Below are 12478 nucleotides of genomic sequence, written 5' to 3' on the forward strand. Positions count from 1 at the left end.
TTGGAGGAGCACAAGCGATGTCCCCGAATTCCCCTGCGCCCGACGCGCTGGTCGAGCGTCACGCGCGCGCCGGCCGCTCGCTCGTCGCGATCCTGCATGCGATCCAGGACGATGCGGGCTACGTGCCGGCCGGCTGCGTCGCGCCGCTGGCAAAGGCGCTCAACCTGTCGCGCGCCGAAGTGCATGGCGTGCTCACCTACTATCACCACTTCCGCACCGCGCCGCCCGCCCGCGTGACGATCCAGATGTGCCGCGCCGAAGCGTGCCGCAGCATGGGTTGCGAAGCGCTGGCCGAGCATGCGCAGGCGCGCACCGGTTGCCGGTTCGACGCGGCGCACGGCGATGCTGCCGACGCACACGCGCCGCCCGACGTCGCCCTCGAATCGGTGTACTGCCTGGGGCTGTGCGCGCAATCGCCGTCGATGACGATCAACGGCGTGCTGCACGCGAAGGTCACGCCGGAGAAATTCGACGCGCTGCTCGCGCAGGCCGCCGCCCACACGCCGGAGGCCGCATGACGACCCGCATCTACGTGCCGCGCGATTCGTCCGCGCTCGCACTCGGCGCCGACGCACTCGCCGCCGCGATCGTCGCGCACGCGCAGCAGCGCGGCATCGACATCGAGCTGATTCGCAACGGCTCGCGCGGCTTGCTGTGGCTCGAGCCGCTGGTCGAAGTCGGCACGCCTGCCGGACGCGTCGGCTACGCGAACCTGTCGGCGACCGACGTGCCCGCGCTGTTCGATGCGAACTGGCTCGACGGCGGCGCGCATCCGAGCGGCGTCGGCCTCGTCGACGCACTGCCGTATCTCGCGCGCCAGCAGCGCCTCACGTTCGCCCGCATCGGCCTGACCGATCCGCTGTCGATCGACGACTACCTCGCGCACGACGGCCTCGCCGGCTTGAAGAACGCGCTCGCGATGGACGGCGATGCCGCGTGCGACACGCTGATCGAATCGGGGCTGCGCGGCCGCGGCGGCGCGGCCTTTCCGGCCGGCATCAAGTGGCGCACCGTCCGGCAGGCGGCCGCGACGCAAAAGTACATCGTCTGCAACGCGGACGAAGGCGACTCGGGCACGTTCTCCGATCGTCTGATCATGGAAAGCGACCCGTATTGCCTGATCGAAGGGATGATCATCGCCGGCATCGCGACGGGCGCGACGCTCGGCTACATCTACGTGCGCAGCGAGTATCCGCACGCGATCAAGACGCTCGAAACCGCGCTCGAGCGCGCCCGCGAAGCCGGCTGGCTCGGTGCGCACGTGCTCGGCTCCGCGCACGCGTTCGACCTGCACGTCGCGAAAGGCGCCGGCTCGTACGTGTGCGGCGAGGAAACGGCGCTGCTCGAATCGCTCGAAGGCAAGCGCGGCGTGGTGCGCGCGAAGCCGCCGCTGCCCGCGCTCGCCGGTCTGTACGGCAAGCCGACCGTGATCAACAACGTCATCACGCTCGCCACCGCGCCGGTGATCTTCGCGCGCGGCGCGGCGTTCTATCGCGACTACGGAATGGGCCGCTCGCGCGGCACGCTGCCGTTCCAGCTCGCGGGCAACATCCGTCACGGCGGCCTCGTCGAGCTGGCGTTCGGCGTCACGCTGCGCGAGCTGCTGTTCGATTACGGCGGCGGCACGGCGAGCGGCCGGCCCGCGCGCGCCGCGCAGGTCGGCGGCCCGCTCGGCACCTACCTGCCCGAGCATCAGTGGGACGTGCCGCTCGACTACGAGGCGTACGCGGCGATCGGCGCGGTCGTCGGTCACGGCGGCATCGTGCTGCACGACGACACGTCGAATCTCGCGGAACTCGCCGAGTACGCGATGAAGTTCTGCGCGATCGAATCGTGCGGCAAGTGCACGCCGTGCCGGATCGGCTCGACGCGCGGCGTGGAGACGATCGCGCGGATCCGCGACGGCGATACGTCCGAACGGCAGATCACGCTGCTGCGCGACCTCTGCGACACGATGCTCGCAGGCTCGCTGTGCGCGATGGGCGGGATGACGCCGTATCCGGTGCTGTCCGCGCTCGACCATTTCCCCGAAGATTTCGGGCTCGCCGCCGGCCAGCCGGCCGCGTCGGGTCCGGTCAAGGCTGCGGCCTGACCCAGAAGGAGCCCTGCATGTCCCTCGACACTCAGAACGTCCGCCAAGGCGGCTGCGGCTCGGGCCAATGCGCGTGCAAGAGCGCCGCAGCGGCGCGCGCGCGCGATCCGTTCGACGAAACCGACTATGGCACGCCGCAACGCCATGCCGACACCGACGTCACGCTCGAAATCGACGGTCAGGCGGTCACGGTGCCGGCCGGCACGTCGGTGATGCGCGCCGCGATCGAAGCCGGCGTCAACGTACCGAAGCTGTGCGCGACCGATTCGCTCGAGCCGTTCGGCTCGTGCCGGCTGTGCCTGGTGGAGATCGAAGGCCGGCGCGGCTATCCGGCGTCGTGCACGACGCCCGCCGAGGCCAGGATGAAGGTACGCACGCAATCGGACCGGCTGCAGAAGCTGCGCCGCAACGTGATGGAGCTGTACATCTCCGACCATCCGCTCGACTGCCTCACCTGCCCGGCCAACGGCGACTGCGAACTGCAGGACATGGCGGGCGTCGTCGGGCTGCGCGAAGTGCGTTACGGCTTCGACGGCGCGAATCACCTGCGCGACCAGAAGGACGAGTCGAATCCGTACTTCACGTACGACCCGTCGAAGTGCATCGTCTGCAACCGCTGCGTGCGCGCATGCGAGGAGACGCAGGGCACGTTCGCGCTGACGATCGCCGCACGCGGCTTCGAGTCGCGCGTCGCCGCCGGCGCAAGCGAATCGTTCATGGCGTCGGAATGCGTGTCGTGCGGCGCGTGCGTCGCAGCGTGCCCGACCGCTACGCTGCAGGAGAAAAGCGTCGTGCAGCTCGGCCAGGCCGAACACTCGGTGGTCACCACCTGCGCATACTGCGGCGTCGGCTGCTCGTTCAAGGCGGAGATGAAGGGCACGCAGGTCGTGCGGATGACGCCGCACAAGAACGGCCTCGCGAACGAAGGCCATGCATGCGTGAAGGGCCGCTTCGCGTGGGGCTATGCGACGCACAAGGACCGCATCACGAAGCCGATGATCCGCGAGAAGATCACCGACCCGTGGCGCGAAGTCAGCTGGGAAGAGGCGCTCACCTACGCGGCGACGCAATTCCGCAAGCTGCAGCAGAAGTACGGCCGCGATTCGATCGGCGGCATCACGTCGTCGCGCTGCACGAACGAGGAAACCTACCTCGTGCAGAAGCTGGTGCGCGCGGCGTTCGGCAACAACAACGTCGACACCTGCGCGCGCGTGTGCCATTCGCCGACCGGCTATGGCCTGAAGACGACGCTCGGCGAATCGGCCGGCACGCAGACCTTCGCATCGATCGGCCAAGCCGACGTGATCGTCGTGATGGGCGCCAACCCGACCGACGGCCATCCGGTGTTCGGCTCGCGGCTGAAGCGGCGCGTGCGCGAAGGCGCAAAGCTGATCGTGATCGACCCGCGCCGCATCGACGTGGTCGACGGCCCGCACGTGAAGGCGACGCACCACCTGCAGCTGCGCCCCGGCACGAACGTCGCGATGATCAATGCGCTCGCGCACGTGATCGTCACCGAAGGGCTGGTCGCGGACGCGTTCGTCGCCGAGCGCTGCGACACGCGCGCGTTCGAGCAATGGCGCGACTTCGTGTCGCGCGCGGAGAACTCGCCGGAGGCGACCGCCGAAGTGACCGGCGTGCCGGCCGAACAGGTGCGCGAAGCCGCGCGCCTTTATGCCACCGGCGGCAACGCGGCGATCTACTACGGTCTCGGCGTGACCGAACATGCGCAAGGCTCGACGACGGTGATGGGCATTGCGAACCTCGCGATGGCGACCGGCAACATCGGCCGCGAAGGCGTGGGCGTCAATCCGCTGCGCGGCCAGAACAACGTGCAGGGCTCGTGCGACATGGGCTCGTTTCCGCACGAGCTGCCCGGTTACCGCCACATCGGCGACGCGAGCGTGCGCAGCCAGTTCGAACACGCATGGTCGGCCACGCTGCAGCCGGAACCGGGGCTGCGCATTCCGAACATGTTCGACGCGGCGCTCGACGGCAGCTTCAAGGGGCTCTATTGCCAGGGTGAGGACATCGTCCAGTCGGACCCGAACACGCAGCACGTCGCGGCCGCGCTGTCGGCGATGGAATGCATCGTCGTGCAGGACATCTTCCTGAACGAGACGGCCAAATACGCGCACGTGCTGCTGCCGGGCTCGACGTTCCTCGAGAAGGACGGCACGTTCACGAACGCGGAGCGGCGCATCTCGCGCGTGCGCAAGGTGATGCCGCCGCTCGCCGGCTACGCGGACTGGGAAGTGACGCTGATGCTGTCGCAGGCGCTCGGCTACGACATGCACTACACGCATCCGTCGGAAATCATGGACGAGATCGCGCGGCTCACGCCGACTTTCTCCGGCGTGTCGTACGAGAAGCTCGACGCGCTCGGCAGCATCCAGTGGCCTTGCAACGACGAGGCGCCGGAAGGCACGCCGACGATGCACATCGACGCCTTCGTGCGCGGCAAGGGCCGCTTCGTGATCACGCAGTTCATCCCGACGCCGGAGAAGGTCACGCAGCGCTATCCGCTGATCCTGACTACCGGGCGCATCCTGTCGCAATACAACGTCGGCGCGCAGACGCGCCGGACCGAGAACGTGCAGTGGCACGAAGAGGACCGCCTCGAGATCCATCCGCACGACGCGGAGGACCGCGGGATCCACAGCGGCGACTGGGTCGGCATCGAGTCGCGCGCGGGCCAGACGGTGCTGCGTGCGCTCGTGTCCGATCGCATGCAGCCGGGTGTGGTCTACACGACGTTCCACTTCCCCGAATCGGGCGCGAACGTGATCACGACCGACAGCTCCGACTGGGCGACGAACTGCCCGGAATACAAGGTCACGGCCGTGCAGGTGATGCCGGTTGCGCAGCCGTCCGACTGGCAACGCTCGTACGCACGCTTCAACTCGGAGCAGCTCGAGCTGCTCGAGCGCCGCGCCAGCGCGCCGGGCGTTGCGACGACGGGCAAGTGAGAACGCCATGGACCACGCACACCTGATCGAGATGGCGAACCAGATCGGCGCGTTTTTCGAGTCGATGCCCGATCGCGACGAAGCGCTGACCGGGATCGCCGACCATATCCGGCGCTTCTGGGAACCGCGGATGCGCCGCGCGCTACTCGCCGCGCTCGACGATCCGTCGAGCGAAGCCGGACGCCGCGCCGCGCCGATCGTGCGCGACGCGATCGCCGCGCATCGCGCGTCGCTCGTGCCGGCAGACGTTCACGCGTGACGGACGTGCTACGCGCCCGTTACGCAACCATGACGCGCGTTTGACGCAGGTCTGACGCGCGTCGCTACGCGGGCTGCGGCATGCCCGCGAACCAGCTTTCGCAATGGCGCAGCAGCGCGTTCGCGTCGGTGGCGGTGCGCCCGCGCGCCGCGATGTAGCCGTCGGGGCGCAACAGATAGAACGACGGCCGCGAGCGACCGTACGCTTGCGCGAGCGCGTCCGCGCCGTCGGCTTCGGCATCGGCGATGCGCCACGCACGCACGGCGCCCGGCATGATCCGCTCCAATCCCTGCGCGAGCGCCTGTGCATCCGCCGACGGCGGCCGCACTGCGCCGGCGTCGACGTCGACATCTGCCATGTCCATACCGGGCGGCTCCTCGAGCAACAGCAGCGTAAAGCTAGCCGGATCGTGCAGGTCGTAGAGCCGCGCGGTCCCCGGCGCGCGGCCGAGCGGCCCGTCGATCACATGCACGAGCGCATCGGGCGCACGCTCGCCTGCCCGCGGCCCGCCGTCGAGCACGCGTTCGAGCGTGAGCGGGCTTTTCCGGTACTGGACGCCCAGCTCGCTGAACGAGCGGCGCACCGCGTCGCGCACCGGCCCGAACGACGCGAGCAGCGGCACGACGTGATCGCGCAGCAGCTTGACCGCGCCGTGGTCGGCTTCGACCATCTGCGTGATGAAACCGGTCTGCCGCAACACGTCGCGCTCGATCGGATGGCGCTCCGCGTGATAGGTGTCGAGCAGCCGCTCGGGCGTGCCGGCGGCGAGCACGCGCGCGAGCTTCCAGCCGAGATTGAACGCTTCCTGCATCCCCGTATTCATCCCCTGCGCACCGGCCGGGCTGTGAATGTGCGCGGCATCGCCCGCGAAAAACACGCGGCCGTGGCGTAGCCGCTCGACCATCCTGCTGTGCAGATGAAAGTACGACGACCACGTGAGGTCGCTCGGCGCGATCGATATACCCATCCGCGCGCGCACGATCGCATCGCACTCGTCGAGCGACGGTGCCGGTGCGTCGGGCGACGGGTCGCCGCCGGGCGGGCGATCGGCCACGAGCCGGTAGCGGCCGCCGCCCATCGGGAACAGGCCGGCAATGCCGTCGGGCGTCGTAAACAGGTGGATCTCTTCGTCGGACCAGTCGGGAATCGCGGCGAAATCGGCGAGCAGGAACGTCTGCTCGAACGCACGCCCCGCGAAACCCACGCGCAGCAGACGCCGCACCGTGCTGTGGGCGCCGTCGGCGGCGATCAGGTAGGACGGCGCGCAGCGCGCTTCGCGGCCGTCGGCGCCGCGCAGCGTCACGTCGAGCGACGTGCCGTCGGCCTCGCATGCGACGAGCGTGACGCCGCGCTCGACCGTCACGCCGAAGCCGGCGAGATGCTCGGTGAGCAAGCGCTCGGTGACGCTCTGGTCGAGCAGCAGCAGGTACGGATAGCTCGTGTGCAGCGGGTCGAAATCGAGCCGTGCGATCACGCGGCCATCGGCATGCAGCGCGGCCGCATGCACCCGGTGGCCGAGCGCGAGGAACGGTTCGACCGCGCGATGCTGCTCGAGCAGCTCGAGCGTGCGCGCCTGGATGCCGATCGCGCGGGAATGCGCGGCGGGCACCGCGAGGCGGTCGATGATGCGCACCGGCACGCGGGCACGCGCGAGGCTCATCGCCGCGGCGAGGCCGGTGGGACCCGCGCCGACGATCAGCACGGGTGGAATATCGAGCAGTGTGTCAGCCATGAGACCCTCGATGACACGCGACCCTGCCAGTCTACGCCGCTCCGCGTGACGGGGCCATATGCCGATCGGCCGATCTGGGGCCGCCATGCGCAGTGTGGGAAAATACGCGCTTTCCGTCAGTTCTAGCGTCATGGATTCCGCATTCGACCGAGCGTATGCCGCGCACCGCGCGGGCCGCCTCGCCGAGGCCGAGCACGGCTATCGCGCCGCGCTCGCCACCAATCCCGCCGATGCCGACGCGCTCCATCTGTTTGGCGTGCTGCGGCATCAGCAGGGGCAGCATGCCGAAGCGGCCGACCTCGTCGGCCGCGCCGTCGAGTTGCGCCCGGGCGACGCCGCGCTGCAGCTCAACCTGGGCAACGCGCTGAAGGCGCTCGGCCGGCTCGACGAGGCGATCGACCGCTTTCGCAACGCGCTGACGCTCGCGCCCGAATTTCCGCTCGCGCACTACAACCTCGGCAATGCGTATGCGGCGCTGCAGCGCCACGAGGATGCGGTCGACGCGTTCGGCCGCGCGCTGCGGCTCACGCCCGACGACGCCTCGATCCACAACAATCTCGGCAACGCGCTGAATGCGCTCGGCCGGCACGACGACGCGCTCGCCGCATTCCATCGCGCACTCGAGCTGCGCCCCGGACACGCCGGCGCGCACAACAATCTCGCGATGGCGCTGAACGCGATGGGGCGCGCAAACGACGCGATCGCGCACTTCCAGGCCGCGCTCGCCGCCGAGCCGCGCTTCGTGGCCGCGCATTTCAACCTCGGCAACACGTTCGAAGCGCTCGGCCGCCATGCCGAGGCCGCCGCCGCATTCGAAGCGGCCCTCGCGCTGCACCCGCCGTTTCCGCTCGCCCTGTTCGGGCTCGCGAACGCACTGAGCGCGCAGGGCCGCCACCGCGACGCGCTGCCCTGTTACGAGCGCGCGGTCGGCCTCGATCCGTCGTTCAGCCTCGCGTGGCTGAACCTCGGCAACGCGCATCACGCGCTCGGCGCGCACGAGATGGCGCTGCGCGCGTTCGACCAGGCGCTGCGCGTCGCGCCTGACCTCACGCTCGCACGGCTGCACCGCGCCGTCACGCTGCTTACGCTCGGCGACTTCACGCGCGGGCTGCCCGCCTACGAAGCGCGTCACGACACGCCCGGCGCAACGCCGCTCGGCACGCTGCCGCGCTGGCAAGGCGAGCCGATCGCGTCGCGTACGCTGCTGATTCGCGCCGAGCAGGGTTTCGGCGACACGCTGCAGTTCGTCCGCTTCGTACCGCTCGCCCGCGCGCGCTGCGCGCGCGTCGTGCTCGAAGTGCAGCGCGAGCTCGTCGCGCTGCTCGCCCCTGCCGCCGCGCGCTGGCGCGTCACGCTGGTCGCGCAGGACGCCGCGAAAACGCCCGCTGCGGACCTCGGATGCACGCTGATGAGCTTGCCGTTCCTGCTCGGCCTGCAACCGGGCGACATCGCCGCGGGCGCGCGCTATCTCGACGCGCCGGACAGCGCGCGCCGGCGCTTTCGCGGCTCGCTCGGCGGGCAGTCGAGGCGCAAGTTCGGGCTCGCATGGTCCGGGCGCCGGCAGGCGCAGGAAAACCGCTCGATGCCGTTCGATGCGCTCGCGCCGCTGCTCGCGCTGCCCGACATCGACTGGATCGTGCTGCAGCCCGCCCTGGACGCCGACGAGCGCGCGCGCGTCGACGCGCATCCGCGCGTGCATCACCTCGACGGCCGGCTGAACGACTTCGGCGATACGGCCGCGTTGATCGAGCGGCTCGACGGCGTCGTCACGATCGACACGGCCGTCGCCCATCTCGCGGGCGCGCTCGGCAAGCCGCTGTGGGTGATGCTGCCTTTCGCGGCCGACTGGCGCTGGTTCACCGGCGACGACTGTCCGTGGTACGCGCATGCACGGCTCGTCCGCCAGCCTGCGCCGGGGCAATGGCTCGACGTCGCGGCGAAAGTCGCCGACGCGCTACGCGCGGCCTGACGGCCGAGCTCACAGTAAAAACGGAGCGGCAAGGCGCTCCGTTGTTCGTTCGGCGTGGTCACACGCGATGCATCAGGCCGCCTTGTACTGGTTGCGCGCCTCCGGCGTGCGGTACAGCACGAGCGTCGCGATCAATCCGCAAATCGCCGCGACGCTCAACCACAGGCCCGGCGCTGCCTTGTTGCCCGTCTCGTGGATCAGCAGCGTCGAGATCGCCGGCGTGAAGCCGCCGATCGTCGTCGCGAGGCTGTATGCGAGCGAGAAGCCGGCGGTACGCACGTCGGCCGGCATCACTTCGGTGAGCGCGACGACCATCGCGCCGTTGTACGAGCCGTACAGGAACGACAGCCACAGCTCGACCGCGAGCAGCCGCAGGAACGACGGTTCCCCCACGAGCCACTGCACGGCCGGATAGGCCGACAGCAGCGTGAGCACCGTGAACGCGATCAGCACCGGGCGGCGGCCGATGCGGTCCGACAGCGCGCCCGACAACGGCAGCCACACGAGATTGGACAGGCCGACGCACACGGTCACGACGAGCGCATCGAGCGACGACAGGTGCAGCACTTCCTTGCCGAAGGTCGGCGTGTACGCGGTGATCATGTAGAACGACACCGTCGTCATGATCACCATCCCCATCCCGGCGATCACGACGCCCCAGTTCTCGAGCATCGAGCGCATGATCTCCCCCATCGTCGGACGATGATGCTTGGCGAGGAATTCGTCGGTTTCCTTCAGCGAGCGCCGGATCAGGAACAGGAACGGCACGATCAGGCAGCCGATCAGAAACGGAATACGCCAGCCCCATGCCGTCATCTGGTCGGCGGGCAGCATACGGTTCAGCAGCACGCCGACGAACGCGGCGAACACGACCGCCACCTGCTGGCTACCCGATTGCCACGACGTATAGAAGCCCTTGTGCCCCTTCGTCGCGATCTCCGACAGATAGACCGACACGCCGCCGAGCTCGACGCCCGCCGAAAAGCCCTGCAGCAACCGGCCGAGCAGCACGAGCGCCGGCGCGAGCACGCCGATCGTCGCGTAGCCGGGGACCGCGGCCACCGTCAGCGTGCCGAGCGCCATCAGCCCCAGCGTCAGGATCAGCCCCTTGCGGCGGCCGTGATGGTCGATATATGCGCCGAGCACGATCGCGCCGACGGGCCGCATCAGAAAGCCCGCGCCGAACACCGACAGCGACAGCATCAGCGATGCGAACGCGTTGCCGCTCGGGAAGTACGTTTTGGCGATGGCCGACGCGTAATAGCCGTAGACCATGAAGTCGTACATTTCGAGGAAGTTGCCGCTGACGACGCGGAATACGGTGCGGACCTTCGATTCCGTCGCGACGGCAGGCGTGGTGGTGGACATGTTTTTCTCTCGACTCGAATGGGGCGGCGTTCGCGCCGTGGCGATGCAGCGATGTGGCAAGGCCGCGATGGGCGACGCACCGGCCCGGCGCGCACGGACGTCGCCGGCGTGGTCTGAAAATAATGCCATGCGAAGCCGACAATTGCCTTGTGCCCGCAGTGCCCGCGGTGCCGGCCGTGCGGCGTGCGTCGCTGCGTACGGGTCGTACCAGACGGGGCGGTCGGCACGCCAAAATCAGATCGGTCTGATCGACCGATCGCGATCGGCTCACCACAATGTCAGGATTTGCGCGGCGATCCGCGCCCGGTCCGGCGCGGTGGTCGCTTCGCACTGCGTATCCGTCCATGATCCAGCCGCCCGCCGTTCCCGTCGAAGGCAAACTCGCCCTCCCCCGCGTCGCGCCGCTCGGCGGCGTGCCGTCGTTCGGCCGCGAATGGACGTTCCGTCCCGCGTCCGGCGCCGGACGCCGCACGCGCTGCGTCGCCACGCTGACGACCTCATGCGTCGACATCGACGCGCCGCATCGCGCGTGCCGCTGGCTACCGCTGACCGTTGAGCCGCCGTCTGTCGCTCCCACCGCCGATCGGTCCATCGTTCGTACTGCCGGACGCCCGCGCGATCGGCGGGCGTTACACGCCGCGTGCTGGAGCATCGGCGCGCTCGGCATCATCGGCGCGTTGATCGCCACGCATGAACCGTTCCCGCGTTTCGCGCCGGAGCCCGCACGTGAGCACGCCGCCGTCATGCAGCCCCACGCCGCGCCAGCGGCGGCTGCCGTGCGCGTCGCGACGACCGAGCCGATCGCGCCGAATGCCTCGGTCGTCGTCCCGGCTCATCCGCGCGCCGCAGCGCAGCCCGTGCCGACATCATCGGAAGCAGCGCGCCGCGCGCGCGCCGCGGCCACCGCGCCCGCACCATCGCCGCTCGCGTCGGTCGCGGCAGCGGACACGCCGCCGCATCGATCGAACATCGTGCGCACGCTATCTGCGCGACGCTACGCGTCGGCCACTACGCGACCTGCGGCCGCATGGCCGATCACAGGCCGCACGTCGCAGACGGCATCGCTCGACCACCCGCACCGCTTGCCCCATCCCGACGCATCGCACGATGCAGCCGACGATCTGCTCACGCTGATCGCGCTGGCCGATGCGTTGCAGGCGGAACTCCCCGCGCGTCGGGCCACGATGCCCACCACCGGTTTCGACTGGACCGCCCGGTTGTCGCACCGCCGCCTGACCGACGCACCCGACCGGTACACCCGCTGACTGACCCGCAAACAAAAAACCCGGCGAAGCATGCTTCGCCGGGTTTCGTTCGTACGTCGATCCACGGACCGGCGCGTCGTCACTTGTGCGCGGGCAACCCCGTCTCGGCCTGACGCTCGAGTTGCCGCACCTCCTCCTGCAGATCGCGCAACTGCAACTGCGCCGCGCGCTTCTCCACCTGCAGCGCCTGCGCCTGTTCGCGTGCCGAGCGTTGCCGCTGCGCGACCTCTGCCTGCTGGCTGCGCGCGATGCTCAGATCGGCCTGCAGTTGCTGCGCGCGATTCGCCTGCAGTGCGATCACGCGTTCGAGGAACACCTTCTGCGCCTGCAGTTCGGTGCGGCGCAGTTCGACGTCCGCGAGCTGCACCGTCTGCTGGACGAAGTTCTCGTACACCATCTGCGCGCGGCTCTTGTCCTGCGACTTGATCACGCGCCACAGCTGCTTGTCCTGAAACAGCGCGACGTAGTAGGTCATCTCGCGCGAATCGAACATCAGGCTCGCGCCATAGCTGCCGTTGTAGGTCGTGCGCATCTCGACCATTCGCCCGTCGTGCAGCAATTGCGTGAGTTCGGCGACGTTGCCTTGCGCGGTCGCATCGGCCGCCGCCGTGGGCGACGTGGCCGGTCCGGCGGAGGCCGCGTCGCCGCTCAGGCTCGTCACCGCCGGGCGCGTGCCGGCGACGGGCGCGCTCGCATCGTCGGACCACGCCGCACCGGCGTACGCGCAAGCGGCGATTGCAACGACCCACGTGGCGCAACGCGCAGGGGAAAAATCTCGAGAGGCCAACGTCAGACTCCGGCGAACGAATCGGGACTCGCGATTA

The 12478-nt window shown here is 69.5% G+C and carries 9 protein-coding genes; 6 read left to right on the forward strand and 3 right to left on the reverse strand.

The window, feature by feature from the left end:
- Positions 1 to 17 precede the first annotated feature (17 nt).
- From MBR110_RS12560 to MBR110_RS12575, 4 genes are read left to right on the forward strand one after another with little or no spacing between them, the layout of a single operon-like run.
- A complete protein-coding gene (locus tag MBR110_RS12560; RefSeq protein WP_014722672.1) occupies positions 18 to 518 on the forward strand; it encodes an NAD(P)H-dependent oxidoreductase subunit E in 501 nt (166 codons plus the stop codon).
- The gene (locus MBR110_RS12565) at positions 515 to 2092 is read left to right on the forward strand and encodes a formate dehydrogenase beta subunit (protein ID WP_059733985.1); all 1578 of its coding nucleotides are present in this window, start codon (positions 515 to 517) and stop codon (positions 2090 to 2092) included. The genes MBR110_RS12560 and MBR110_RS12565 overlap by 4 nt, the downstream gene beginning before the upstream one ends.
- Before the next feature lie 17 nt (positions 2093 to 2109).
- Positions 2110 to 5061 (forward strand): formate dehydrogenase subunit alpha, encoded by a 2952-nt coding sequence (gene fdhF, locus MBR110_RS12570; RefSeq protein WP_181709083.1) that lies wholly within the window; start codon positions 2110 to 2112, stop codon positions 5059 to 5061.
- 7 nt (positions 5062 to 5068) lie between these two features.
- Positions 5069 to 5320, forward strand: a complete 252-nt coding sequence (locus tag MBR110_RS12575) for a formate dehydrogenase subunit delta (protein WP_011883789.1) — start codon at positions 5069 to 5071, stop codon at positions 5318 to 5320.
- Between the two features lie 64 nt (positions 5321 to 5384).
- Here MBR110_RS12575 and MBR110_RS12580 read toward each other — a convergent pair whose 3' ends face one another.
- Positions 5385 to 7052, reverse strand: coding sequence for an FAD-dependent monooxygenase (locus MBR110_RS12580; RefSeq protein ID WP_011883788.1), 1668 nt, complete (start codon positions 7050 to 7052; stop codon positions 5385 to 5387).
- Between the two features lie 130 nt (positions 7053 to 7182).
- Between MBR110_RS12580 and MBR110_RS12585 the strand changes: the two genes are divergently transcribed.
- Positions 7183 to 9021 (forward strand): tetratricopeptide repeat protein, encoded by a 1839-nt coding sequence (locus tag MBR110_RS12585; RefSeq protein ID WP_404841956.1) that lies wholly within the window; start codon positions 7183 to 7185, stop codon positions 9019 to 9021.
- 72 nt (positions 9022 to 9093) lie between these two features.
- Here MBR110_RS12585 and MBR110_RS12590 read toward each other — a convergent pair whose 3' ends face one another.
- Complete coding sequence (locus MBR110_RS12590) at positions 9094 to 10389, reverse strand: MFS transporter (RefSeq protein WP_011883785.1); 1296 nt, start codon at positions 10387 to 10389, stop codon at positions 9094 to 9096.
- Between the two features lie 344 nt (positions 10390 to 10733).
- Between MBR110_RS12590 and MBR110_RS12595 the strand changes: the two genes are divergently transcribed.
- A complete protein-coding gene (locus MBR110_RS12595) occupies positions 10734 to 11654 on the forward strand; it encodes a hypothetical protein (RefSeq protein WP_081065402.1) in 921 nt (306 codons plus the stop codon).
- A 79-nt stretch (positions 11655 to 11733) separates the two neighbouring features.
- On the opposite strand, the gene MBR110_RS12600 is transcribed toward MBR110_RS12595, so the two are convergent.
- A complete protein-coding gene (locus tag MBR110_RS12600; protein WP_041493789.1) occupies positions 11734 to 12441 on the reverse strand; it encodes a DUF2968 domain-containing protein in 708 nt (235 codons plus the stop codon).
- Positions 12442 to 12478: the final 37 nt, after the last annotated feature.

Source organism: Burkholderia sp. MBR-1 (genome assembly GCF_013822785.1).
Lineage (GTDB): Bacteria > Pseudomonadota > Gammaproteobacteria > Burkholderiales > Burkholderiaceae > Burkholderia > Burkholderia vietnamiensis.